The following is a 26,676-nucleotide window of genomic DNA, read 5'->3' as shown; positions in this document are numbered from 1 at the left end:
TGATGGAGGAAAGATATGAAAAGATTCCCCAAATTGTTTCTTTTGGGAGTAGTTTTGTTAACTGTGACGGGTTGTTCACAAACTAAACAACAAACAGTAACTGCTGTAGGATCTTCAGCATTGCAGCCATTAGTAGAAGCAGCTGGTGAGCAATTCAGCAAACAAAATTCTCAAGCGTACATTAATGTACAAGGTGGAGGTAGCGGCACGGGACTTTCTCAAGTTCAACAACAAGCTGTTCAGATTGGGAACTCGGACGTCTTTGCAGAGCAAAAAAAGGGTATCCAAGCTTCAAACATGGTAGATCATCGAGTCTGTGTAGTCGCAGTTGTGCCGATTGTTAATAAAAAAGTAGGCGTTGATAACCTAACTTTACAGCAATTACAAGCAATTTTTATGGGCAAAATTGATAATTGGCAAGCAGTGGGTGGTCCCAATTTAGCAATTACGTTAGTTAACCGGGCTCAAGGAAGCGGAACGAGAACAATATTTGAACAACAAGTGATGCAAGGACGACCATCTAAAAAATCTTCTGAACAAGATTCTAGTGGGATGGTCCGCCAAATTGTTAAGAATACACCTGGAGCGATTAGTTATGTAGCTTGGCCATATTTGACCAAGGAAACACCAGCTTTGAAAATAAATGGAGTTAAATTATCAGTAGCAAGCGTGACCAATAATACTTGGCCCATTTGGTCTTATGAGCATATGTATACAACTAAGAATGCTAATAATGAGACTAAACAACTAATTGATTATATTTTAAGTGATAATTTTCAAAAGCACGAAGTGCGTCAAATGCACTATATTCCAATTAAACAAATGCATTATCAGCAAGATGCTACAGGAAAAACAACCAGAATTAAGGTGCGTGACTAAAATGGATCCAATTGCTAAAAGTTTAAAACAACGTTCACTATCAGCCAAAATTGAAACTCGTGGCCGTTTATTAACGCAATTTTGTACGTTATTAATTATTTTATTAGTGTTAGCCATCTTTGGTTTTATTGCAACTAAAGGGATTGCAATTTTTGTACAAGATCATGGGAGTTTAGTAGATTTTTTCACCAAAACTACTTGGGCGCCTGATCAAACCAACATCCATCATCGGCCCATAATTGGAGCTTTGCCAATGATTGTGGGTTCCTTTGCTGTAACACTATTAGCGGTTGTTTTGGCTACACCATTTTCATTGGCCGCAGCTATTTTTATGACTGAAATTTCACCTAAGCGAGGGAATAAAATTTTACAACCAGTAATTGAATTATTGGTTGGGATTCCTTCAGTCGTTTATGGTTTTATTGGATTGGCAGTAATTGTGCCTGCTGTACAGAAACTTTTTGGTGGTAGTGGTTTTGGAATTTTGGCTGGAACCTTGGTATTATTAGTAATGATTTTACCAACTATTACTTCGATGGCTGTGGACGCTTTAAAGGCGGTGCCGCGTCATTATCGTGAGGCTTCTTTGGCATTAGGGGCTACACGCTGGCAAACCATCTATAAGGTTGTTCTAAGAGCAGCAGCTCCGGGATTAATGACGGCGATAATATTTGGGATGTCGCGAGCCTTTGGGGAAGCCTTAGCTGTTCAAATGGTGATTGGAAATGCAGCACTCATGCCTAGCAGTTTAGCTTCACCGGCAACGACTTTGACCAGTGTTTTAACAATGAATATGGGTAATACAGTTATGGGAACCAGTGCCAATAATGCTTTATGGACACTAGCCTTATTATTATTGATAATGTCACTTCTATTTAATATTGTCATTAAATATTTGGCTAAACGAGGTGAACTGTAGTGAAAGCAAAAAAAATTGATCACTTAATGACTGGGGTCATTTATTTCATGTCAGGAGTAATTGTTGTAATTTTAGCAGCATTACTCATTTATATTTTTGTTGCTGGCATTCCCCATCTTAGTTGGAAATTTTTAACTAGTGCTGCTAAAAGTTTCCAAGCTGGTGGTGGTATTGGCGCTCAATTATTTAATTCATTATATCTACTAATTTTGTCAATGTTAGTTTCGATTCCTTTAGCTCTTGGAATTGCCATTTATCTATCAGAATATACAACTAATCAAAAATTGGCTAACTTGATTAGTTCAGCTATTGAAGTTTTAAGTTCTTTACCATCTATTGTGGTGGGATTATTTGGCTTTTTAGTATTTGTAGTAAACTTTCACTTAAGTTTTTCGATTTTATCGGGTGCATTAACACTTACTATTTTTAATCTACCCTTATTGGTTCGCAGCATTACTGACGCGTTACAAACTGTATCATTAAGTCAAAGAGAAGCAGGACTTGCCTTGGGGCTATCACGTTGGGAAACTGTTATTCATGTGATTATTCCAGAATGCTTGCCAGGAATTATTACGGGCATTATTTTGGCTGCTGGGAGAGTTTTTGGCGAGGCAGCGGCTTTGATTTATACTGCGGGTCAAAGTGCACCACCACTTGACTTTACTAATTGGAATGTTTTTAGTTTAACTTCGCCTTTGAATTTTATGCGGCCAGCAGAAACGTTAGCGGTTCATATTTGGAAAGTTAATTCAGAAGGTTTGATTCCAGATGCTAGTGCAGTGTCTGCCGGTTCTTCACTAGTATTAGTAGCAGTAGTTTTAATTTTTAATTTGTTAGCACGCTATCTGGGTGGCAAATTATACAAACATCTGACAGGTGAATAATCTAATGACAAAAAAAGCTAGCTTTACACGGATATTAGACGAAAGACAACATGAAATAGCATTATCAACCGATGATTTGCGCGTCAGTTATGGTAGCCATGAGGCATTACATGGGGTGAGTCTGCAGTTTGAGCGGTACAAGATTACTTCTCTAATTGGTGCTTCTGGCTCAGGCAAATCAACTTATTTACGCAGTTTAAATCGCATGAATGATACAGTTGCTGGAGCGCAAGTAACCGGCAAAATAATGTATCGCGATGTTGATATTAATACTTCTCAAGTAGACGTTTATGAAGTACGTAAGCATATTGGGATGGTTTTCCAACGTCCCAATCCATTTTCTAAATCTATTCGTGAAAATATCACCTTTGCGTTGGAGCAACGCGGTTTGCATGATGCTAAAAAATTAGCTGCAATTGTAGAAACTACTTTAAAGCAGGCCTCATTGTGGGAACAGGTGAAAGATGATCTGAATAAAAGTGCGCTGGCTTTGTCTGGTGGTCAACAACAAAGATTATGTATTGCGAGGGCTTTAGCTTTAGAACCTGATATTTTGTTAATGGATGAGCCTGCTAGTGCGTTAGATCCAATTTCCACAGCTAATATTGAACAAACTATGCAAGATTTAAAAAAACAATATACAATCATTATTGTGACCCACAATATGCAACAAGCTGCTAGAGTTAGTGATTACACAGCTTTTTTCCATCAGGGTCAATTAATTGAATATGATCAAACGCGTCGAATATTTACTCGACCGCAAGTTCAATTAACGGAAGATTATGTTTCTGGACATTTTGGTTAGGAGTAGTGAAGATGACAGATGCAATCATAACAGCACAAGATGTCCATTTGTTTTATGGTCATAAAGAAGCACTTAAAGGTATTACAATGGATATTAAGCGTGATGAAATTACCGCCATGATTGGTCCATCTGGTTGTGGTAAATCGACATTTTTACGGTGTTTGAATCGGATGAATGATTTAATTGACAATGTAACAATTACGGGTAATATTGCTCTTGAAGGACAGAATATGTACGCACCAGCAATGGACACCGTTCAGCTCCGCAAACGTGTGGGTATGGTATTTCAACAACCTAATCCCTTTCCCTTTTCGATTTATGATAATGTAGTTTATGGTTTAAAAATTGCAGGAGTCAGACAAAGAGAAGTTTTAGATGAAGCCGTAGAAACAAGTTTGCGGCAAGCAGCAGTTTGGGATGACGTCAAAGATAAACTAGACCAAAGTGCTTTGGCGCTGTCGGGTGGTCAACAGCAGCGTGTTTGCATTGCGCGGGTGTTAGCCGTTAAGCCTGAGGTGATTTTGTTAGATGAACCAACTTCAGCCTTAGATCCTATCTCAGCTACAAAAATTGAGAATATGTTATTAGAGTTAAGAGAACAGTATACGATTGTCATTGTAACTCATAGTATGCATCAAGCATCACGTATTTCTGATCAGACTGCCTTTTTTTATCAAGGCGAATTAATCGAAATGGATCAAACTAAAAAAATCTTCTTGAATCCTCATCAGCAAAAGACTGAAGATTATATTAGTGGTCGGTTTGGATAAGTGTTTTAACTATAATATTTAAGGGGGCTCATTATGAGAAGTGAATTTGAAACTGAATTAAATAATTTACACATTCGTTTTTCAGAAATGGCAATGATGGTCAATGAAGCTATCAAAAAGGCAGTAACTGCTTTTATTACTCATGATCAGGATTTAGCACAGCAAGTGGTTGTTGATGATCAAAAAATTAATAATCGTGAAATGGACTTAGAAAAAAAATCTTTTGAAATGATTGCTTTGCAACAGCCTGTGACTAGCGATTTACGAATGATTATGACAGTCTTAAAAGCTAGTTCAGATTTAGAACGCATTGGTGATCATGCTGTTAGTATTGCTCGCGCAGATTTGCGTTTACATGAAAAATCAACGCTTCCTGACGTAGAAAAGCTCATTCAACAAGTTTCGCAACAAGTAGAGGCCATGTTTACTCAAGCAATTGAATCATATTTACAAGAAGATGATCAGCGAGCTATTGAGATTGCGCAACAAGATAATGATATTGATCGCTTAGTACAAAAAATTAAGCATCTTTGTATTATGGATATGAAAAATGATGCCCAAACCGTTGAAAACGGGACTTCGTATTTATCGGTAACTAATTATTTAGAGCGCATGGGTGACTATATTACTAACTTGTGTGAATGGGTAGTCTATTTAAAACGAGGCAAACTAGCAGATCTTAATTGTAGAGATGATCAGCAAAATAGAAAATATTAGATGAACTTTTTCAATAAAGTAGTCTTTGAAAGTGGGAACAATCGTGAAGATTATCTACCAAACTATTATTAACACACTATTGTTTATGGCAATTGCTCGGGTTTTACCGAGTATGTTTTTTATAGATAATTTTTTAACTGCCCTTATTGCGGGATTTTTACTAGTGTTGTTAAATATGACGATTAAGCCAATCTTGCATATTATTTCTTTTCCAATTACTTTATTAACTTTTGGTCTCTTTTCCTTAGTGATTAATGGTTTAACTTTAGAGATAATTGCCTGGTTGATTAGTGGTTTTGTTTTACGTAGTTTTAGTGCAGCAATTTTTATTGCTTTGATAATGTCAATAGCGAATTCTTTTATCGGTTATCATGCTTTTCAAAGAAGATTTTAGTTAAGAAAAGTTTTTAAGGAATGAGTGTAATTATGGGAAAAAACATCATCACTGTACAAGATTTAATTAATAATACTAATATTGAAGTTTATTATGGCCAAGAATATCTTGCTAAACGCCCGATTGTGGAAACCGAAATTTCGCGTCCAGGTCTAGAATTAACAGGTTATTTTGATTATTATCCGTATGAACGAGTGCAATTATTTGGACAAACTGAAACATCTTATGCAAAAGCTATGACTCCTAAGAATCGGTATCATGTTTTGACAGAAATGTGTACTGATAAAACGCCTGCCTTTGTCTTTTCTCGAGGGATTCAACCTTCACTAGAAATGCGGCAGGCAGCAAATGAACATCAAATACCAATTTTGGGCTCACCATTAACAACAACGCGAGTTTCTAACATTATTACACAATATTTAGAAAAAGTTTTGGCAGAACGTCAGAGTATTCATGGTGTTTTAGTTGACGTTTACGGTTTAGGTGTTTTAATTAAAGGTGACTCGGGAATCGGTAAAAGTGAAACTGCTCTAGAACTTGTTAAGAACGGACATCGTCTAGTTGCTGATGATCGAGTTGATATTTTCCAACAAAATGAGCATACTTTAGTCGGTGAAGCACCCGAAATTTTAAAAAATTTAATGGAAGTGCGAGGCATTGGTATTATCGATGTTATGAACTTGTTTGGTGCTAGTGCAGTCAGAACTTCTATGGAAATTTCTTTAATTATGAATCTCAAAAATTGGTCTCCAAACGAAAATTATGAAAGAATTGGTTTGGATGATAATACAGAACAAATTTTTGATGTTGTAGTGCCTTCAATGACGATTCCGGTTAAAGTGGGACGTAATATTGCTAATATTATTGAAGTTGCAGCAATGGATTATCGAGCAAAAAAGATGGGCTATGATGCAGCCGCTCGTTTTGAAGAAAATCTTACTGGTTTAATCAAAAAAAATTCTGAAAGTGACGCTAATAAATGAGCTTATTAGTTTTAAATCCTATTTTTCTACAGTTGGGCCCCTTTGCTATTCGTTGGTATGGAGTGTTAATTGCTACGGGGGCTATTATTGGAGTCTGGTTAGCCTTACGTGAAGCCCAGAAACGCCAAATTATGGCTGATGATATTATTGATTTGGTATTATGGGGAGTTCCGTTTGCTTTAATTGGGGCCCGTTTATATTATGTAATTTTTCAGTGGTCATTTTATGCACAATATCCTAGTGAAATTATTAAAATTTGGCATGGTGGTATTGCGATTTATGGTGGTCTGATTGCTGCCTTATTAGTAACGATTGTTTTTACACAAAAACGGCAGTTACCTATTTGGTTAGTGTTAGATATCGCTGCTCCAAGTTTATTAGTTGGTCAAATTGTTGGTCGTTGGGGTAATTTTATGAATCAGGAAGCCTATGGGGCAATTACTTCAGCTAGTTTTTTACAGGGCTTACATCTGCCCAATTTTGTAATTCAACAGATGCTTATCAATGGACATTATCGGCAGCCAACGTTTTTATACGAATCCGTTTGGAATTTGATTGGTCTAATTATTTTATTAACTTTACGTCATCGACCAAAACTCTTTAAACAAGGAGAAGTATTTTTAAGTTATGTACTGTGGTATTCTTTAGGACGTTTTTTTGTGGAAGGAATGCGAACTGATAGTCTTTATTGGGGAGCATTAAGAGTATCGCAAGTACTGTCAGTAGTGCTTTTTATTGGGGCGCTGGTTGTTGTCATTTATCGAAGACGCCAAGGTAATTTACCAGATTATCTCGCTGGTAGTGGTTTTAAGTATCCGTATCAACGTTAAAGCAAATTGTTGGTAATTGCGCTTTAAGCAATTTATGATGATTATATGCAAAAAAATGGAGGATTAAGTTTATGTCAGAAAAAAATTATGATGTGATTATTATTGGCGCTGGTCCTGCCGGAATGACTGCGGCTTTGTATGCTTCACGTTCTAACTTACAAGTATTGATGCTTGATCGGGGTATTTATGGCGGTCAAATGAATAATACTGCAGCCATAGAAAATTATCCGGGGTTTAAATCAATCATGGGTCCTGAACTGGGTGAACAAATGTATCAATCAGCAACGCAATTTGGGGTTGATTATCAATATGGTACAGTAGAATCAGTAAGTTTAGATGGTAATGATAAGTTGGTTCATACTACCGATGAAACTTTCAGAGCGCCAGCATTAATAATTGCCACGGGTTCAGAATATAAGAAAATTGGTATTCCTGGTGAAGATGAATATTCTGGAAAAGGAGTATCTTATTGTGCTGTCTGTGATGGTGCCTTCTTTAAAGGTGAAGACGTTGTAGTGATTGGCGGTGGCGACTCAGCGGTAGAAGAAGGAATTTATTTAACGCAATTAGCTAAGTCAGTAACCATTGTTCATCGGCGTGATCAACTGCGAGCTCAACAAATTTTACAAAAAAGAGCCTTTGCTAATGACAAGATTAAATTTATTTGGAATGCTGCTGTAGAAGAAGTGCAAGGTGATGACAAGAAAGTAACCGCTGTGCGTTATCAAGATAAAGAATCTGGTCAAGAAAAAATAATTAACGCAGCGGGAGTCTTTATCTATGTGGGAATTAAGCCGAATACTGAAGCCTTAAATAATTTGAAAATAACTAATGCAGATAATTGGATCGAAACTAATGACCATATGGAGACCAAAGTTCCAGGCATTTTTGCCGTCGGGGATGTGCGCAAAAAAGATTTGCGGCAAATTACTACTGCTGTTGGTGAAGGTGGACTAGCAGGTCAAGGAGTTTTCAACTATTTACAAACTTTAACTGATGTTGACTAACAATTTTGTTAGTCTTTTTTTGTCGCAAACGTTATAATAAGGGGCAGTTAGTATCAATTTGGAGGGTTAATCATGGATTGGCAAGATAATTATCAAGTCTGGGCTAATTATGCAAACTTAGACTTAGCTTTGAAACAACAATTAGATAGTTTGAAAGACAAGCAAGAAGAATTGAAAGATGCCTTTTACGCGCCGATGGAATTTGGAACTGCTGGCATGAGAGGAATTCTTGGACCAGGTATTAATCGGATGAACATTTATACAGTACGCCAGGCTGCTGAAGGCTTAGCCCGTTTTATGGATACGCTAGATGACACCAAAAAACAGCGTGGAGTAGCAATTAGTTTTGATTCACGCTACAATTCTCAACTTTTTGCTGCAGAATCTGCGCGCGTATTAGGACATCATCAAATTCCAGTATATTTGTTTGATAGTTTAAGACCTACTCCTGAGTTATCATTTGCAGTACGTTATCTCCATACTTATGCAGGAATTATGATTACTGCTAGTCATAATCCGGCTAAATATAATGGTTTTAAAATTTATGGTCCTGATGGTGGGCAAATGCCACCTCAAGAATCTGATCAAATTACTAATTATGTACGTCAAGCCCGGGACTTATTTGCCATCGCAGTAGCTGATATTCATGATTTACGTCAGCAGCAACTCTTACATTTAATTGGTGAAGATGTAGATCAAGCCTATCTTCAAGAAATAAAATCTGTTTCGATTGATCAAAACCTTATAAACCAATATCGTGATTTAAAATTTGTTTATACGCCTTTGCACGGAACCGGCAAGATGCTGGCTGGTCGTGCTTTTAGCCAAGTAGGTTTTACTAAAATGCAATTAGTTCAAGAACAAGCTATTTTGGATCCGGAATTTGCAACTGTGGAATTTCCTAATCCAGAATTTAGCGAAACTTTTAATTTGGCTATTAGAGACGGACAAAAAATTTCTGCTGATGTTTTAATTGCTACTGATCCTGATGCTGATCGTTTGGGAGCAGCAGTACGGCAACCTGATGGGCAGTATCAACTCATGACTGGTAATCAAATTGCTAGTGTTTTGTTAGAGTATATTTTAAGTGCAAAAAAAAGAACACACACATTACCGCAAAATGGGGCTGTAGTTAAATCAATTGTTTCCACGGAGTTAGCAACTAAAATTTCCCAAGCTTATGGCGTAGAAATGATTAATGTTTTAACAGGCTTTAAATTTATTGCAGAACAAATTCAACAATTTCAAGAAACTGGCAGTCATGAGTTTTTGTTTGGTTTTGAGGAAAGTTATGGCTATTTGGTGCAACCATTTGTCCGTGATAAAGATGCCATTCAAGCTAGTGTGCTGTTAGCAGAAGTTGCTGCTTATTATAAGAGTCAAAATAAGACTTTGTATGATGGCTTGCAAGATATTTATCAACGTTACGGTTATTATAAAGAAAAAACTATTTCCAAAACTTTTGCTGGAGTAGATGGCATTGCTAAAATGGATAAATTAATGAATCGATTCCGCCAAAATGAACCTACAGAATTTAATGGCACTAAGATTATTAGTGTTCAGGATTTTCAAAGTGGACTGCAAAAAAATGCCGATGGGACAACCAAAGCATTAGGTTTGCCCAGTGCAAATGTTTTGAAATTTATTTTAGCTGATGAAACTTGGATTGCTGTGCGCCCATCAGGAACAGAACCAAAAATTAAAAATTACGTAGGTGTGACCGCTAATACAGAAGCTGAAGCTAATGATAATTTAGCAGCTTATGTAGAAGCAATTGATAGTTGGTATTAATTTTAATAGCGTCTTCTATTTGCAATTGTTTCTAATTTGGATTAACATATTAGAAATTTTAGGCAAGCGGGAGGCGTTTTTTTATGGGAATTCATCAATTTATTCAAGGATTGACCAACCTCGAAAATTTAGACCGAGCTCCAGGTCATTTTCAATATCAGCAACATAGCGTAGCAGCGCATTCGTTCAAAGTGACAGAAATTGCTCAAATTTTAGGTGATATTGAAGAATTAGCGGGGAATCAGATTAATTGGCAGTCATTATATGAAAAAGCACTGAATCACGATTATACGGAGCGATTTATTGGAGATATTAAAACGCCAGTTAAATACGCAACTAAGCAATTACGACAAATGTTAGCACAAGTTGATGAAGACATGACAGAGAACTTTATCCAAAAAGAAATTCCGGATAACTTACAAGATCGTTTTCGCCGGCGGCTGGGAGAAGGCAAAGATGACACTTTGGAAGGCAATATTTTAGCAATTGCTGACAAAGTTGATTTGTTGTATGAATCTTTTGGTGAAATTGAAAAAGGAAATCCAGATAATGTTTTCATTGAAATTTTCAGTGAAAGCCTAGTGACCATCAAAAAATTTCAAAATTTAGCCTGTGGAAAATACTTCTTACAGACAGTATTACCAGATTTGTTAAATGAAGATTTTGCTTCACGAGAAAAACTGACAGCTATTAGTCGACAAATTTTGACAGAAAAGTAGCTTTAATAATAGCGAAAGTATGTTCGCTATGATAGTATAACTATAGAAATTAGAGTTGGAATTATTTCCAGCTTTTTTAGTGTCAAAGGAGTAAAGCATGCTAGAACGGATAACCGATAATAAATTTGAATTAGTTTCTAAATATCAACCAGCTGGAGATCAACAACAAGCTATTGACAAATTGACTCACGATTTTCAGACAGGCAATCATGAGCAAATACTCAAGGGAGCGACAGGAACCGGTAAAACTTTTACGATGGCTAACGTCATCAAGAATTTAAACAAGCCTACTTTGGTTATTTCGCACAATAAAACTCTGGCCGGTCAACTTTATGGCGAATTTAAAGAATTCTTTCCCCATAATGCGGTTGAATATTTTGTGAGTTACTATGATTATTATCAACCTGAAGCTTATGTACCCTCCAGCGATACCTATATTGAGAAAGATTCTAGTATTAATGATGAAATTGATAAATTACGACACGCAGCTACTTCGGCTTTATTGGAACGTAATGATGTGATTGTTGTTGCATCAGTTTCTTGTATTTTTGGTTTAGGTGATCCTCGAGAATATCAGGCTAGTGTGATTTCTTTGCGCACAGGACAAGAGATTAATCGCCAGCAGTTGCTCAAAGACTTAGTGGATAACCAATTTGAACGTAATGATATTGATTTTCAGCGGGGACGTTTTCGCGTCCGTGGCGATGTGATTGATATATTTCCAGCCTCGCGGGATGACAATTCTTTACGGATTGAGTTTTTTGGTGATGAGATTGATCGTATTTTGGAAATGGATCCATTAACCGGAGAAATTTTGGGTGAAAGAGAACAAGTTTCCATTTTTCCTGCCACTCATTTTATGACGAATGAAGAGCAAATGACGGCCGCCTTAAAACGGATTAGTCAAGAATTAGCGGACCGGTTGGCCGAATTAAAGGGTCAAGGCAAATTATTAGAAGCGCAACGTTTAGAACAGCGTACCAATTATGATATTGAAATGATGCGGGAAATGGGCTACACTTCCGGTATTGAAAATTATTCTCGACACATGGAAGGACGAGCTCAAGGCGAACCGCCATTTACGTTGTTAGATTTTTTTCCAGATGATTTTAATATTATGATTGATGAATCTCATGTAACTATGCCGCAAATTCGTGGGATGTATAATGGTGATCGTGCGCGCAAACAGATGCTCATTGATTATGGTTTTCGTTTGCCTAGTGCCTTAGATAATCGTCCGTTAACTTTGGCAGAATTTGAAAAGCATGTCAATCAAATCTTGTATGTATCTGCCACTCCAGGTGACTATGAATTAGAACGCACTGGTGAAGTAGTTGAACAAGTTATTCGACCAACAGGACTTTTAGATCCTGATATCGAAGTACGACCAATTATGGGTCAAATTGATAATTTAGTAGCTGAAATCAATCAACGGATTGAGAAGAAAGAGCGAACTTTGATAACCACTTTGACCAAGAAAATGGCTGAAGACTTAACTGACTATTTGAAAGATTTGGGTATTAAAGTAGCCTATTTGCATAGTGATATTAAAACCCTCGAACGAACAGAAATTATCCGGGATTTACGCTTAGGTAAGTATGATGTTTTGATCGGAATTAATCTTTTGCGCGAAGGAATTGATGTTCCTGAAGTATCATTAATTGCGATTTTGGATGCTGATAAAGAAGGATTTCTGCGTTCAGAACGGCCCTTAATTCAGACTATTGGCCGTGCAGCTCGTAATAAAGATGGACATGTTATTATGTATGCAGACCACATGACAGATTCGATGAAAACAGCGATTGCTGAAACCAAGCGTCGGCGTCAAATTCAAGAACAATATAATGAGAAGCATCATATAACCCCACAAACGATTCAAAAACCAATTCGTGATGCAATTTCCGCGATTAAAACGGTCGATCATGATGGTGAAGTGGAACAAGCAGCGGCTGTGGAAATTGACTTTGATAATATGTCAGATCAAGAGCAACAAGAGTTGTTACAACAGCTAACTGCACAAATGGAACGTGCTGCCAAAGCGTTAGATTTTGAACAAGCAGCAACTTTACGTGATACAATTTTAGAATTGAAAGCAGAGATTAGTTAATGGTAAACGATAATATTGTCATTCATGGTGCTCGTTCGCATAATTTGAAAAATATTGATGTCACCATTCCTCGTAATAAATTGGTAGTGATGACTGGGCTTTCAGGCTCTGGAAAAAGTTCACTTGCGTTTGATACCCTTTATGCAGAAGGGCAACGACGTTATGTTGAAAGTCTCTCCTCTTATGCGCGGCAGTTTTTGGGACAAATGGATAAACCTGACGTCGATTCAATTGATGGATTGAGTCCAGCAATTTCTATTGATCAAAAAACTACGTCCAAAAACCCTCGTTCTACTGTTGGTACCGCTACTGAAATTAATGATTACTTGCGGCTTTTATGGGCGCGAGTAGGGACGCCAGTATGTCCTAATGATGGTACTATTATTAGTCGACAATCAGTCGAACAAATGGTGGATCGGTTATTAAAATTGCCCGAACGAACCAAATTACAAATCTTATCGCCAGTAATACGCAGTAAAAAAGGACAACATAAAAAAGTATTAGCACAAATTGCCAAGCAAGGATATGTACGGGTAATTATTGACGGTGAGCAACATGATATTACTGATGAGATTGAATTAAATAAAAATCAACAGCATAATTTGCAAGTCGTTGTGGATCGAATAGTAATTAAAGATGGCATCCGTTCACGACTATTTGACTCTATAGAATCGGCCTTGCGCTTATCAGGTGGGTATATGACCGCAGATATAATTGGTGGTGAGCCCTTAGTATTTTCAGAACACTATGCTTGTCCTTTATGTGGTTTTACAGTAGGAGAATTAGAGCCACGGCTTTTTTCTTTTAATGCACCTTTTGGGGCTTGTCCAGATTGTGATGGCTTAGGTATGAAGTTAGAAGTGGATTTGGATTTAGTAATTCCCGATCGTCATTTAACCTTGAATCAAGGAGCGATAGTTCCTTGGAACCAAGAACATTCACAGTATTATCCACATTTATTACAACAAGCTGCTGCGCAATTTGGAATTGACCAAGATACACCATTTAATAAATTGCCCCAAAACCAACAAGATTTTTTGCTTTATGGCTCTGATAAACAGCAATTTCATTTTCATTTTGATAATGATTTTGGTAGTGTACGTGATGTTGATACTACATTTGAAGGTGTCATTCCTAATATTGCCCATCGTTATCGCAAGCCTTCAAGTGCTTTTATGCGAGATATTATGCGCAAATATATGACTGAATCAGTTTGTCAAACTTGTCATGGTACACGTTTGAATCGTAAAGCTCTCAGCGTACAAATTGCTCAGCAAAACATTGCTGAGGTCTCAGATTTACCTATCAAAGCAGCATTACCATTTTTTAAATCTATTAAGTTATCACCACAAAATACAGTAATTGCCCAGCCAATTTTAAAAGAAGTAATTGATCGGTTGACATTTCTGCAAAATGTCGGTTTGGATTACTTGACACTTTCGCGTTCGGCGGGAACTCTATCAGGTGGAGAAGCCCAACGCATTCGCTTAGCTACTCAAATTGGTTCTAACTTATCCGGAGTATTATATATTTTAGATGAACCTTCGATTGGTTTGCATCAACGTGATAATGATCGATTAATTCGTTCGCTTAAAGCTATGCGAGATTTAGGTAATACCTTAATTGTTGTAGAACATGATGAAGATACAATGCGGCAGGCTGATTATTTGATTGATGTTGGTCCTGGTGCGGGTGCAGCGGGAGGACAGATAGTAGCGGCAGGCACACCTCAAGAAGTAGCTGCCAATCCTGATTCTTTAACAGGGCAATATTTGGCCGGCAAAAAATATATTCCATTACCCACAAAACGTCGGAATGGCACGGGTCAATCTGTCAAAATTTATGGTGCTGCTGAAAACAATTTGAAAAATATTGATGTCGAATTTCCACTTGGAAAATTTATCGCTGTCACTGGGGTTTCGGGTTCGGGAAAATCATCTTTAGTGAACCAAATTTTACAACGAGCCTTAGCACAAAAATTGAATCATAATAATCATCGTCCTGGTAAATTTCAAAAAATTACCGGTTTTGAAGATTTAAAAACACTTGTTAATATTGATCAAAGTCCGATAGGACGTACTCCGCGGAGTAATCCAGCGACCTATACGGGAGTTTTTGATGATATACGTGATTTATTTGCTAAGACTAATGAAGCCAAAGTTCGAGGCTATACTAAAGGACGTTTTTCCTTTAATGTTAAAGGTGGCCGTTGTGAAGCATGTAAAGGGGACGGCATTATTAAAATTGAGATGAATTTTTTGCCAGATGTTTATGTACCTTGTGAAGTTTGTCATGGTACGCGCTATAACTCGGAAACTTTACAAGTCACCTACAAGGGTAAGAACATTGCGGAAATTTTACAAATGACCGTTGCAGAAGCTTTGGAATTTTTTGAGCATTTACCCAAAATTGAGCGTAAATTACAGACAATTGCGGATGTCGGCTTAGGGTATGTTCAACTAGGACAATCGGCTACTACTTTGTCTGGGGGAGAAGCCCAGAGAATGAAATTAGCGTCAGAACTCTATAAGAAATCAGATGGTCATAATTTCTATATTTTGGATGAACCGACTACGGGTTTACATGTTGATGACATTAAACGTTTGTTAGATGTGCTGCAAAGACTGGTTGATCAAGGTAATACAGTAGTTGTGATTGAACATAACTTAGATGTGATTAAATCCGCAGATTGGATTATTGATTTGGGACCAGAAGGCGGCGACTTAGGTGGACAAGTTGTAGCTATTGGAACACCGGAGCAAATTGTACAAGTCAAAGAGTCTTACACTGGACAATATTTGAAACCAGTTTTAGAAAAATTTGAAACACTTGAATAGGTTAGATATTAATAGTAGACGGGCACAATTAATAATTGCTCGTCTATTTATTTGGCAGTAAGATAACAGAAAGGTTATTATATATTTGGAGAGTGGGTGTGAACATGACAACAGAAGTAACTAATATTAAAGATTTAGTTATTATTTCGGGTATGAGTGGGGCAGGTAAAACTGTTGCAGTACAGTCATTTGAGGATATGGGTTATTTTTGCATTGATAATATGCCACCATCTTTATTAGAAAAATTTAGTGAGTTACTAAGACAATCAGATAAAATAGATAAAGTAGCACTGGTCATTGATATTCGTTCTCGCGAATTTTATGATAAGGCTCTAAGTATTTTTGCAGATTTTGAGGATATTGAATCTATGCGGACGCGAGTTTTGTTTTTAGATGCGACTGACTCTGAGTTGGTGGCTCGCTATAAGGAAACTCGACGTTCACATCCCTTGGCTATGGATGGGCGTTTAATTGATGGTATCAATCACGAACGTGAACTGTTGCTGCCAATTCGTGAACGAGCTGAGTTAGTAATTGATACTACTGACTTATCTCCACGACAGTTGCGCGAAAAAATTTTTAAAGAGTTTGAAGAAAAAGATGAAGATGTTTTTCATATTGTGATGATGTCTTTTGGTTTTAAGTATGGTTTGCCCATTGACGCTGATGATGTGATGGATGTACGTTTTTTGCCTAATCCATATTATTTGCCAAAATTACGAACTCAAACAGGTTTGCAGGCTCCAGTAGCAGATTATGTGTTTGATAAAGATGTTACGAAAAAATTTTATCAGCAATATATTAACTTATTAAAAAATATTATTCCTGGCTATCAGCAAGAAGGTAAAACTAGTCTAACAATTGCAATTGGTTGTACGGGTGGGCAACATCGCTCGGTTGCAATTGCTCAACGTTTAGGTAATGACTTGCGGCAGGCAGGATATCCTGTGAATATCGTACACCGAGATATAAATCGATATAAGGAAACGGTGAATCGTTCATGAGTATAAATATGGCAAAAACAATTAAGGTTATTAAAGGCCGTCGCCCTAAAATAACCGTAATCGGCGGTGGTACAGGATTGCCGGTAGTTTTGAATAGTTTACGTGATTTAAATGCTGATATCACGGCCGTAGTAACAGTAGCCGATGATGGTGGTTCGTCGGGAGCAATTCGTAATTATATCAATGTTGTTCCCCCCGGGGATATTCGTAATGTGCTAGTTTCTTTATCTAATTTGGATAAGTTATCATTGGATGTTTTTCAATATCGCTTTGCGAGTGATGATTCCTTCTTAGCAGGACATGCCATTGGCAATTTAGTGATTGCCGCTTTATCAGAAATGTATGGTAATAATATTTTTGATGCTGTACAGGAATTGTCACGCATGATGGAAGTGGAAGGTCATGTTTTTCCTGCTTCCAATGAACCCTTAACCTTAAATGCTGAATTTACAGATGGCACTACTTTAGCTGGAGAACATGAAATCACGTATGCTGGCAAAACGATTCAACGAGTCTGGGTAACTGATACTAATAATCCTGAAGAACAACCAGAAGCAGTATTACCTGTTTTGGCTGCAATTATGCAGGCCGATGTAATTGTTTTGGGTCCTGGTAGTTTGTTTACCAGTATTTTGCCGAATCTTATGATTAGTAATTTAGGCGAAGCTGTAAAGCAGACGCAAGCGGAGGTAGTTTATATCTGCAATATCATGACTCAAAAAGGAGAAACCGTCAACTTTACGGATGCTGATCATGTTAAAGTATTAAATCAGCACCTTGGAGGTCACTTTATTGATACAGTATTGGTGAATAGTACGCCTGTGCCGCCTAATTATATGGATTATGTGCGCTATAACGAATATTTAAAACAAGTTGGTAGCGATTTTACAGAACTGAGAAAAATGGGTTGCCGGGTTATCACGGATGATTTTTTGTCATTACATGATGGCGGAGCTTTTCATGATGGCAACAAAGTGGCTCGAGAAATTGTAAACTTGGCCTTTCAAGCCGGTAATCGTAAAAATGAGGAGCGATAGTCTTGGCGTCATATGCCAGTGAGGTTAAAAAAGAATTAACTAGTTTGGAAGTGCATCCAGAACATGCACGTGCAGAACTATCAGCCATTATTCGAATGAGTGGTAGTTTATCATTAGTCGATCATCGTTTTATTTTGAATGTGCCTACAGAAAATCCAGCAATTGCACGGCGGATTTATTCATTGTTGCATCAGTTATATACGGTAGAATCGGACCTGGTTGTACGCCGAAAAATGAAATTAAAGAAGAATAATCAATATATTGTGCGTTTACGCCAACATGTGCAAGAAATATTAGCTGATTTACGAATTATTGAAAATAATAGTTTTCAAATTCGAACAGATATCCCCGAAGAAGTTTTAACTTCTCAACAGCGAGCACGTTCTTATTTGCGAGGAGCATTTTTGGCTGGTGGCAGTGTCAATAGTCCGGAGACATCCCGTTATCATTTGGAAATTTACTCTCTTTATGAAAATCAAAACCAAGGAATAATGCAGTTAATGAACCAATTTAATCTCAATGCGCGAGCTACTCAGCGCCGAAATGGGTATATTACTTATTTAAAAGGTGCTGAAAAAATTTCTGATTTTCTGCAAATCATTGGTGCTACCAGTTCAATGTTGAAATTTGAAGATATTCGTATCGTCCGAGACATGCGTAATTCAGTTAATCGGTTGGTAAATTGTGAAAATGCTAATATCAATAAGACCATTAAAGCTGCTAGTCGTCAAATTGCTAATATTGAATTTTTGCGGGACAATTATGGCTTAGATCAGCTGCCACCCAAATTAAAAGAGATTGCTGAATTGCGCCTGGCACATCCTGAGATGTCCTTAAATGAACTAGGTAAACTGGTTCCCAGTGGTCCAATTTCAAAATCAGGAATTAATCATCGTTTGCGTAAATTAGATGATCTAATTAAAACCCAATATCAAGTAGCTACGGAGGAAAATTAATTAATGAAAGTTTTAGTGATTGGTGCACATGGACAAATTGGTCGTCTTCTAGTAGCAAAATTACAAGTTAGTCAGCATGAAGTTACTGCTGGTTTGCGTTCAACTTCGCAAATTGAAGATTATCAAGAACAAGGTTATCAAACTGCTTTAGTTGATGTGGAAAAAGATATCACCCATTTACAAGCAGCAATGAAAGATCAACAAGCAGTGGTTTTTGCGGTTGGTTCAGGTGGCAAAACTGGTGCTGATAAAACAATGATGGTCGATTTAGATGGCGCCGTGAAGGCTATGGAAGCTGCCAAAAAAGCAGATATAGAACGTTTTATTATTATAAGCGCTATTGGAGCTCAAAATCGGTCACTTTGGTCTTATCAACAACGTGAACTAAGTACCGGCAATTATTATTATGCGGCTAAATATTATGCAGATGAATGGTTGTTGCATAGTGGCTTAGCGTATACAATTATTCGTCCAGCAGCTCTAACTAATGCAACTCCAACAGGGGAAGTAGTGCTGGGGCCGCAATTAGATTTAACTGTTGATAACAAAGTACGAACAATAACACGCTCAGATGTAGCGCAGACAGTTGTGGAATGCTTAAATCAGCCACGAACTATTAATCAAGCTTTTGATATTAGTAATGGTGATATTTTAATTGCGCAAGCTTTAGCAAATTTATCTTCTTAAATAGATATTGTTCTATATAAAAAAGACTGAGAATAGTTCTCAGCCTTTTTTAATTTAATCAATCTGTTGTTGATAATAACTAATTTTATTATTTAAGAAATCAAGATGGTATAATCTAATGAAAATAATTCTCAATTTATTGTTAGTATTAACTATCTATCCAATTATATGTGCTGTGCTTGCCTTGTTTGGTGCAACTTGGAAATATTGGCGTCAAAGAAGGAACTTTAAGCAGACTTTTAGCCAATATTTCTTCGACTTATTTTTAGAAATTTTAAATCCTTTGAATTGGCTATACTTCTTTTAATTAGAGCGGGGTCTGGTTTATTAAACAGGCGATGGTGCCACAATCAAAAACACCAGCACGCAAAGAACTCTTTGACTTCAGTGCAATACTTAATAACAATAATTTATTCAACTGACTTATTTGACATCATTAGTTAGCTGATTAATCTTTTTCGTAATCTTTTGATCTTTACTTAAGAGAGGATCCTCACCAGGCAGATACTGTTCGTGCCTGGTTTCATATTCTTCTTTATACTGGGGTGAATTGTTTAGTTTGTGGATAAAATTACTATTAGACATTTGATATTGTCCGTTTTTGTCTTTGAGCCAGAGGCTGCGTTCCGCCCAAGTTAACATATAAATATATTTAGATGGAACTAACTTTTGAGCTTCCGGAACATCTGAAATGGGGCTTCTAGCTGGATTAATCACCACTTCAGTGCCAACATATGGTATAGGCAATTCTTCTTTGGTCATAAATGAAATCTGATTTAAATCTGCATTGTAATCATTCCACTTAGATTTTTCCAATTGCTGCGCTAATTTCTGGTCGCCCTTTATGCCACCTGTGAAATACACGTAAATATATTTGTTTTCTAAGGGCTTACTTTTATTTGCTAAGGAATGATGGACATATACTTTTAACACGGTGAACGGTGGATATTCGGCTGTATTTACCATAGTTCCAGTTTTATTAGGCAAGGTAATCCATTGCGTAACGACACCTTGGACTAATCCAGATGACATCCTTAACATGTCATTATAATCTTTTCTATTGATATATTCATTGATAGCTGGACCTGGATCATAAGTAACAGCCTTTAAATTTTTGATAGTAGTTTTTTGTTTTTTACCAATATTTTTAGATTTTTCTAAAATTAAGGCATACTTGTCTTTTTGAGGATGGGAAGTATTATTAATTGATTTATTAGTTTTAGTACAGCCAACTATTAAAAAGCAGGTTATAGCTAATAATCCAAGATAAAATAATCTTTTTGGTCTATATTTTAAATTTACCAATTAAAGCTCCAATCTAGATTTAAGCATCTAATTTATTATTTTGTCCCTATATTATTAGACTATACTTTGTTGAGATTAAAAGTTACTGTAGTTTCAATTTTTGAAAGTGGACAATCTGTTTTTTCTAAAAATATTATTGGATTAACTATTTTATGATGTTGAGGGGATTTTAGAGCGGGTTTTAGAATAAACCTGTAATTGCTTGTTTGGGTTAATCTGCTGTGTTGCTCTTTTTAATCAAATTATTCATTCCCCCGATTCATTATTAAATCGTCATTTTCGCTGGTGTTACTACTCTTTGTACCATCTCCACCACCCACTGGTTGCGGTTCTGCTTCTCTTAAGTATTGTCCCTTAGAGTTTCTAATGAATACGCCTTTTCCTGAATATATTGGCATATAAAACACTTCTGGAATACCATTAACTCCCTTTTTTTCTGGCGAGATGATCAATGCGTACTTTTTTCCTATTTGTGGTAATGGCATATATGAATATTTAACAGTAATAATTTTGTTAGATTGAGCTGCTTCTCTTTGTTGGGGCGTTAAATAATCTTTGTTAGAAACATCTCTTAAAAGTTTATTATTTGCTATATTTCCACCCATGAATAGAACTTTCACTTTTGTTTCTTGTTTATCTAATTTCCCAGCTAGAATTTGATCAATTGCGATAGTAGCCATTGTCATCGGTCTGTTAGGTAAAGAATCATTAGAAGCATCTTGTAAGTTTGTAACTGTGCCTAAAATTGTTGCTTTACCTTTACTTATTAATCCATTAAAACTTTTTGGATAATCTACAAATAGTGTATCTCCTGGTATTTCTCGTATATTTCCTTTATAAAATTTTTTGTTTGTAATCTTTTTACGCTTACTTGATTTTGTATTTATGGTTTTAACCTCACTTATTTTAAGTGACGCATGATGTGAAGTATATAAGCTAATGCCACCTATAAGAGCTATACAAGAAATAAGCCCTACTATTAATATTTTAAAATTTTTCATAATACATTCCTTCTTAGATTATTTTATCTGTACAAATGATTGATTCCTGCAAGATCATTAGCTGTTGGACCGTCATAATTTCTATAATCATTACTATATAAAGAAGATCTCATTACACTTATGTAACTTAGGTCGTCATTGTGTGCTAATCCCATTGCATGACCTGTTTCATGTGACCAAACCTGGATTTTTTTACTATTTGATAGGCTGTTATATATATTTCCCCAAGCATTGATAGTTGCACAACTAAAATTTGAATATACAAAGCTCACGGGGCTATTACCTAATACATAATCTGTATTTCCAGCTACACCCAACCATTATTATAATAGTAAAAATCCATTATTGATTGTGCCTGATTTTGACCTATTGTAATATTTATAGGAGTATATATTCCTGTTCCAATACTCATATTTTATCTGTAAAATTACGTTCATTACCAAATAATTATTTAAATAAAAAAGTAAAGAATATGATTCCAAAAAGTATTGGACTATATTGTTTGCCTGGAATCAATGCTCCTTGTTATCCTTGGATTCCATATTTTGCTTTAATCGCTAGTGGATTATCTTGTCTTCTGATTTGGTTTGATCCGCAACAGCGAATTGCCTTATATTGTACAATACCATTTGTAGCTTTATGTTATTTGTTCTTTTATATTACGTCCCATCGTTAATTAAGCGTAATTTTTTAAGTATTTTCTTATAACTAAAGTTCAAAGTGTAGTACACTATAAAAATAAATTAAAGTTGTGGGGTAGAGTAAATGGAATTAACTAACTTTCGTGATTTAGGTGGTATGACGACTAAAGATGGTAAGACAATTAAAGCTAAGGCATTATTACGTTCAGGGGAACTAGTAAATTTAGATACAGCAACTCAACAAGAATTAATTAATAATTATCACTTGACCCAGGCAATTGATTTTCGCCGTGATTTTGAAATTCAAGAGCGACCGGATGATCAATTACCTGGTGTGAAAATTATTAACATTGATATTTTAAAATCAGCCAATAATAATGCTAGTTTAGATGACTTTATTGCTATTGGCGCCACTGATAAAGTTGATGAGCATATGATGAGTATCTATCATGATTTGGTTTTAGATAAAAATGCTCAAGCAGGCTATACGCAATTCTTGCAATTGATATTACAAAATAACACTGGTTCAACTTTATTTCACTGTTTTGCTGGTAAGGATCGGACTGGTTTTGGAGCAGCGTTAGTTCTAGCTCTATTAAATGTCGATGAAGATCAAATATTACAAGATTATTTACAGACAAATCAAGATCGTAAGGCTGCTAATGATGTCATCATTGATTATTATCGTCAACAAGGAGCTAAGCAAGCGGCTTTAGATGCTATGGCAATTGCTTTATATGTTAAACCAGAGTATTTACAAAAAGCTCTACAATTAATTAACGATAATTATGGTGATATTTATACCTATGCTCAACAAGCTTTGAATTTTAGTGCAAAAGAAGTACAACAGTTGCAAGCAAAATTATTAGAATAATAATATTTCAAAAACCTGCGGACATGTGTCAATTGTCCGCAGGTTTTTTGTTATGACATTTGTCATCTTAAACGATGACGATTATGACTTTTGGAATAATTGTACACTTGCTAAACTATATTCATCAGTTTAAAGGAGTGTAATTATGGACAAAATCGTTGAAGTACAACACTTAAGCAAACGTTATGATACGAAAATAGTATTTGAAGATGTTAATTTTTCGATTAAATCTGGTGAGGTGATTGGATTAATAGGAGCTAATGGTGCTGGTAAAACCACTTTGATTAAAATTCTACTGGGATTACAAACCAGTACTACCGGAAGAGTTACCATTTTACAAAATAATCCACAGTCCAACTTAGTTAAAAATCATATTGGAGTAATGTTTCAAGATGATTTAGTTATGAAACGAGTGCGAGGTTCTGAATTAATTGAGATACTACGTTCTTTATATACTCAACCAATGACTACAAAAAGTTTACAAACAATTGCTGATTTAGGTGAAGATATCAATAACTATGTAAATAAATTGTCTGGAGGTCAACAACGTAAATTGAACTTTGCTTTGGCTTTAGCCGGAGATCCTCAATTGTTATTTTTGGATGAACCTACTGCAGGGATGGACACAACTAGTCGACATCACTTTTGGAATAATATTCGGCAATTAACTGCTCAAGGTAAAACTATTATTGTTACTAGCCATTATTTATCTGAAATTGAAGATGTGGCAACAAGAATTTTATTTTTAAAAGATCAACATTTAATTCATGATGGTAGTTTACAAAGTCTACGGCAAAAATTTAATCAAAACACAATCAAATTCATTAGTGACTTAACAGAAGAGCAATTACAAATCAAGAATGGAATTTTAGAAAGTCACCAACAAAATTATTATTGTTTTAGAGTTGATAATGTTGACCAATTTTTGCAAGACTTAGCTCCACAAATGTTATATATTCGTGATTTGCAGATTCAACAAAAGTCGTTAGACGATATCTTTCGTCAAATCAATGAGGAGAAATAATTATGAAAAAGTTTCTAGTTTTAACACAGATGAATTTTAAACGTTTAATTTTTCGTAATTTACGTTTTTTTAGTTTTGATATCTTAATGCCAGCACTTTTTTATTTAATTTTTACTAAAATTGTGAATCAAAGTGTGCCGAAAGAATTTAAAGTAACTTATTTAGTCAGTATGTTAATTTTTGCCACTTTATTAAGTTCAATAATCACAGTTGTAAATAATATTTTAGATGATCAAGAACAGCATTTTATTAGGCTAATGGATGTAACTTCTCTTAATCCTAGTACTTATTATGGTTCTTTTTTTCTTACAATCTTATTTTTGACGGTAGTTGAAGTAATTGCAATTGAAATAATTGCCTATGTAATTGTAGGAGTGCAGTTATCTTTAATTAATTGGTCTATTATTACTCTTTGTGTTACTTTTGGAAGCATCATATTGATGATATTTGGTTCAGTCATTACCTTTATGGGTGATGCTGGTATGGTTAATCTTTTTTCTTCAATGTTAGTTTTTCCTTTAGCACTGATTAGTGGATTATGGTTTCCTTTAACAATGTTTCCGGATTGGTTACAACAAATTGGAAAAACATTGCCTACTTATCAAACTATGGATATTATTAACCAATTAATTAATCGACAAAAATGGTCACTACCTTCATTATTGGGGGAACTAATTTGGTTAGCACTTGGTATAATGTTAATGTTTATTGTTCAAAGAAAACGTTCAAAAGTCTAAATTTCTTTAGTAAGTGAAAGGATAGATAGATTTATGGAATTTATCCACAAATATATTTTATTTCCCAAACGTTTTGGATTTGCTCCTTATTTATGGTTATTATGGTTAGTGATACCACTAGTGCAAATGTTTCCTTACCGCCACTATAAAGATTGGATAGCATTGGTCTTATTAGCTATTTTTGTTTGGTTTTATCGTAATAGTTATATTATTACAGCTAAATTGCCATTATGGATATTAGGACAATATTTAATAACTTTAATTTTAATTTATTATCAAGGAATGTTGTTTTTGTTTTTATTTACTGCTTGGGTAATAGGATCTTTACCAATTGCAAAACAAAAATTCCGCAGCTATTTATTAAAATATTATATCGCTCTGGCGTGTGGGCTATTGATAATGTTTATTCATCCATTTTTAATGGAAATTTATAGTTGGGGAGATATTACTTCAACGTCTGTCTTTTTATTATTTATTATATTTTCACCATTAGGTGGTCGTTCTATTCGTAATAATTATGTTCGTTCTGGCATTTTAAAACAACAAAATAAACGTTATGAAATGTTAATTAGACGCGGTGAAAGAGACCGTATTGCGCGAGATTTACATGATACTTTAGGACAATCCTTTGCGACTATAACTTTAAAAGCAGAATTAGCGCAAAAATTATTACAACGTAATCCGGATAAAGTGAACCAGCAACTAATTGAAATTCAAACAGCTTCAAGATCAAATTTGACTTTAGTTCGCGAAATTGTTACTAATTTACGAAAATTAACTTTGACTGAGGTTTTAGTCAATTTAACTGATAAATTAAGAGGATTAAAAATTAATTTAATTACAGAACAAGAAGAATTAGTGCAAAAGTGGCCTTTAGTTGTTCAAGAAACTATTGCAGCCATTTTACAAGAAGCCCTCACTAATGTGATGCAATATAGTCAAGCAAGTGAGGTTCATGTTAGCTTTAAGCAAACTCAACAACAAGCTTTAGTTGTGATTAATGATGATGGAATTGGTTTTGGACAAATACGACCAGGGGCTCATGGTATTTTAGGGATGAGAGAACGTATTAGCCAATTGCAAGGAAATTTTGCTATTAATAGTACTAATCATGGCACCACAATTAAATTAAATTTGCCTTTAAAGGAGTCGATAAATGATTAAAATGATTTTAGCTGAAGATCAAGCAATGTTAAACTCAGCTTTAACGGCTATTTTAAATTTAGAAGATGATTTAGAAGTTGTTGGAAGTTATGAATCTGGAATAGTTGCTTGGGAACAAATTCAAAAACAAGTACCTGACATTGCATTATTAGATATAGAAATGCCCCAAATGACTGGTTTACAAATTGCTCAAAAAATTAATGACGAACATCTAAGCACTAAGTCTATTATTTTAACAACTTTTGCTAATAAAAGTTATTTTGAACAAGCAGTTGCTGCTGAAGTAGCTGGTTACTTACTTAAAGATAGTTCCAGTGATGATTTGATATCTGCTATTCATCAAATCATGGCTGGTAAAGTGCTTTATGCACCTGAACTTGTGCAATCTGTGTTAAGCGGTATAGCTAATCCGCTTACTGTACAGGAACAAAATGTGCTCGCTGGTATTGCTACTGGTTTGACTACAGCTGAAATTAGTCAGAAACTATTTTTATCTAATGGTACAGTTCGTAATTATATTTCAGCTATTTTGAGTAAATTAGCAGCTAAAAATCGTATTGAAGCAGTTCATGTGGCGCAAACTCAAGGCTGGTTATAGCTTTGA

26 protein-coding genes and 1 pseudogene are annotated in these 26,676 nt (G+C 35.5%); 24 read left to right on the top strand and 3 right to left on the bottom strand.

Annotation, left to right across the window (positions count from 1 at the left end; genetic code table 11):
* The first annotated feature begins 15 nt into the window (after nucleotides 1-15).
* The 18 genes from DS830_RS04700 to DS830_RS04615 all read left to right on the top strand — a co-directional run bounded on the left by DS830_RS04700 (nucleotide 16) and on the right by DS830_RS04615 (nucleotide 19,326).
* Nucleotides 16-879, top strand: a complete 864-nt coding sequence (locus DS830_RS04700; protein WP_118908433.1) for a phosphate ABC transporter substrate-binding protein PstS family protein — start codon at nucleotides 16-18, stop codon at nucleotides 877-879.
* Between the two features lies 1 nt (nucleotide 880).
* Nucleotides 881-1,798: a phosphate ABC transporter permease subunit PstC gene (gene pstC, locus DS830_RS04695; RefSeq protein WP_118902569.1), complete on the top strand. Its 918-nt coding sequence runs from the start codon at nucleotides 881-883 to the stop codon at nucleotides 1,796-1,798.
* A complete protein-coding gene (gene pstA, locus DS830_RS04690; RefSeq protein WP_118902567.1) occupies nucleotides 1,798-2,682 on the top strand; it encodes a phosphate ABC transporter permease PstA in 885 nt (294 codons plus the stop codon). Before pstC ends, pstA begins: the two co-directional genes overlap by 1 nt.
* A 4-nt stretch (nucleotides 2,683-2,686) precedes the next feature.
* Nucleotides 2,687-3,487, top strand: a complete 801-nt coding sequence (pstB, locus tag DS830_RS04685; protein WP_118908432.1) for a phosphate ABC transporter ATP-binding protein PstB — start codon at nucleotides 2,687-2,689, stop codon at nucleotides 3,485-3,487.
* A gap of 11 nt (nucleotides 3,488-3,498) precedes the next feature.
* The gene (pstB, locus tag DS830_RS04680; protein WP_118908431.1) at nucleotides 3,499-4,257 is read left to right on the top strand and encodes a phosphate ABC transporter ATP-binding protein PstB; all 759 of its coding nucleotides are present in this window, start codon (nucleotides 3,499-3,501) and stop codon (nucleotides 4,255-4,257) included.
* Between the two features lie 33 nt (nucleotides 4,258-4,290).
* A complete protein-coding gene (gene phoU, locus DS830_RS04675) occupies nucleotides 4,291-4,974 on the top strand; it encodes a phosphate signaling complex protein PhoU (RefSeq protein WP_118908430.1) in 684 nt (227 codons plus the stop codon).
* A gap of 31 nt (nucleotides 4,975-5,005) precedes the next feature.
* Complete coding sequence (locus DS830_RS04670) at nucleotides 5,006-5,368, top strand: phage holin family protein (RefSeq protein WP_338024779.1); 363 nt, start codon at nucleotides 5,006-5,008, stop codon at nucleotides 5,366-5,368.
* 32 nt (nucleotides 5,369-5,400) lie between these two features.
* A complete protein-coding gene (gene hprK, locus DS830_RS04665) occupies nucleotides 5,401-6,351 on the top strand; it encodes an HPr(Ser) kinase/phosphatase (protein WP_118908429.1) in 951 nt (316 codons plus the stop codon).
* Entirely contained in the window at nucleotides 6,348-7,181 is an 834-nt protein-coding gene (gene lgt, locus DS830_RS04660; protein WP_118908428.1) for a prolipoprotein diacylglyceryl transferase, read from the top strand. Before hprK ends, lgt begins: the two co-directional genes overlap by 4 nt.
* Before the next feature lie 71 nt (nucleotides 7,182-7,252).
* Nucleotides 7,253-8,188: a thioredoxin-disulfide reductase gene (gene trxB, locus DS830_RS04655; protein WP_118908427.1), complete on the top strand. Its 936-nt coding sequence runs from the start codon at nucleotides 7,253-7,255 to the stop codon at nucleotides 8,186-8,188.
* Between the two features lie 72 nt (nucleotides 8,189-8,260).
* The gene (locus DS830_RS04650; protein WP_118908426.1) at nucleotides 8,261-9,979 is read left to right on the top strand and encodes a phospho-sugar mutase; all 1,719 of its coding nucleotides are present in this window, start codon (nucleotides 8,261-8,263) and stop codon (nucleotides 9,977-9,979) included.
* A gap of 83 nt (nucleotides 9,980-10,062) precedes the next feature.
* The gene (locus DS830_RS04645; RefSeq protein WP_118902543.1) at nucleotides 10,063-10,698 is read left to right on the top strand and encodes a YfbR-like 5'-deoxynucleotidase; all 636 of its coding nucleotides are present in this window, start codon (nucleotides 10,063-10,065) and stop codon (nucleotides 10,696-10,698) included.
* A gap of 97 nt (nucleotides 10,699-10,795) precedes the next feature.
* On the top strand, nucleotides 10,796-12,805 hold the full coding sequence (uvrB, locus tag DS830_RS04640) for an excinuclease ABC subunit UvrB (protein ID WP_118908425.1): 2,010 nt from the start codon (nucleotides 10,796-10,798) through the stop codon (nucleotides 12,803-12,805).
* Nucleotides 12,805-15,642, top strand: coding sequence for an excinuclease ABC subunit UvrA (gene uvrA / locus DS830_RS04635; protein WP_118908424.1), 2,838 nt, complete (start codon nucleotides 12,805-12,807; stop codon nucleotides 15,640-15,642). The genes uvrB and uvrA overlap by 1 nt, the downstream gene beginning before the upstream one ends.
* Nucleotides 15,643-15,746: 104 nt before the next feature.
* A complete protein-coding gene (rapZ, locus tag DS830_RS04630; protein WP_118908423.1) occupies nucleotides 15,747-16,646 on the top strand; it encodes an RNase adapter RapZ in 900 nt (299 codons plus the stop codon).
* Nucleotides 16,643-17,683, top strand: coding sequence for a gluconeogenesis factor YvcK family protein (locus DS830_RS04625; RefSeq protein ID WP_118902531.1), 1,041 nt, complete (start codon nucleotides 16,643-16,645; stop codon nucleotides 17,681-17,683). Before rapZ ends, DS830_RS04625 begins: the two co-directional genes overlap by 4 nt.
* A 2-nt stretch (nucleotides 17,684-17,685) precedes the next feature.
* Nucleotides 17,686-18,639, top strand: coding sequence for a DNA-binding protein WhiA (gene whiA / locus DS830_RS04620; protein WP_118902528.1), 954 nt, complete (start codon nucleotides 17,686-17,688; stop codon nucleotides 18,637-18,639).
* A 3-nt stretch (nucleotides 18,640-18,642) separates the two neighbouring features.
* Complete coding sequence (locus DS830_RS04615) at nucleotides 18,643-19,326, top strand: SDR family oxidoreductase (RefSeq protein WP_118908422.1); 684 nt, start codon at nucleotides 18,643-18,645, stop codon at nucleotides 19,324-19,326.
* Nucleotides 19,327-19,749: 423 nt separating this feature from the next.
* On the opposite strand, the gene DS830_RS04610 is transcribed toward DS830_RS04615, so the two are convergent.
* From DS830_RS04610 to DS830_RS09050, 3 genes are all read right to left on the bottom strand, one after another.
* Complete coding sequence (locus DS830_RS04610; protein ID WP_118908421.1) at nucleotides 19,750-20,631, bottom strand: hypothetical protein; 882 nt, start codon at nucleotides 20,629-20,631, stop codon at nucleotides 19,750-19,752.
* Nucleotides 20,632-20,873: 242 nt separating this feature from the next.
* Nucleotides 20,874-21,632, bottom strand: coding sequence for a hypothetical protein (locus DS830_RS04605; RefSeq protein ID WP_118908420.1), 759 nt, complete (start codon nucleotides 21,630-21,632; stop codon nucleotides 20,874-20,876).
* A 23-nt stretch (nucleotides 21,633-21,655) separates the two neighbouring features.
* The gene (locus DS830_RS09050) at nucleotides 21,656-21,904 is read right to left on the bottom strand and encodes a matrixin family metalloprotease (protein WP_162887522.1); all 249 of its coding nucleotides are present in this window, start codon (nucleotides 21,902-21,904) and stop codon (nucleotides 21,656-21,658) included.
* A 248-nt stretch (nucleotides 21,905-22,152) separates the two neighbouring features.
* Between DS830_RS09050 and DS830_RS04595 the strand changes: the two are divergent.
* The 6 genes and pseudogenes from DS830_RS04595 to DS830_RS04570 form a co-directional block, all read left to right on the top strand.
* A pseudogene (locus DS830_RS04595) lies at nucleotides 22,153-22,308 on the top strand (amino acid permease); the annotation flags it as partial.
* An 89-nt stretch (nucleotides 22,309-22,397) separates the two neighbouring features.
* On the top strand, nucleotides 22,398-23,147 hold the full coding sequence (locus DS830_RS04590; protein ID WP_118908418.1) for a tyrosine-protein phosphatase: 750 nt from the start codon (nucleotides 22,398-22,400) through the stop codon (nucleotides 23,145-23,147).
* A 145-nt stretch (nucleotides 23,148-23,292) separates the two neighbouring features.
* Nucleotides 23,293-24,171, top strand: coding sequence for an ABC transporter ATP-binding protein (locus DS830_RS04585; RefSeq protein ID WP_118908417.1), 879 nt, complete (start codon nucleotides 23,293-23,295; stop codon nucleotides 24,169-24,171).
* Nucleotides 24,172-24,173: 2 nt separating this feature from the next.
* Nucleotides 24,174-24,908 (top strand): ABC transporter permease, encoded by a 735-nt coding sequence (locus DS830_RS04580; RefSeq protein WP_118908416.1) that lies wholly within the window; start codon nucleotides 24,174-24,176, stop codon nucleotides 24,906-24,908.
* A gap of 33 nt (nucleotides 24,909-24,941) precedes the next feature.
* Nucleotides 24,942-26,072 (top strand): sensor histidine kinase, encoded by a 1,131-nt coding sequence (locus tag DS830_RS04575; RefSeq protein WP_118902504.1) that lies wholly within the window; start codon nucleotides 24,942-24,944, stop codon nucleotides 26,070-26,072.
* The gene (locus DS830_RS04570) at nucleotides 26,065-26,670 is read left to right on the top strand and encodes a response regulator transcription factor (RefSeq protein WP_118908415.1); all 606 of its coding nucleotides are present in this window, start codon (nucleotides 26,065-26,067) and stop codon (nucleotides 26,668-26,670) included. The genes DS830_RS04575 and DS830_RS04570 overlap by 8 nt, the downstream gene beginning before the upstream one ends.
* Nucleotides 26,671-26,676: the final 6 nt, after the last annotated feature.

The organism is Bombilactobacillus bombi, from assembly GCF_003522965.1.
GTDB lineage: Bacteria > Bacillota > Bacilli > Lactobacillales > Lactobacillaceae > Bombilactobacillus > Bombilactobacillus bombi.
Note: the sequence above shows the minus strand (reverse complement) of the source record. Positions and strands in the feature narration are given on the sequence as shown.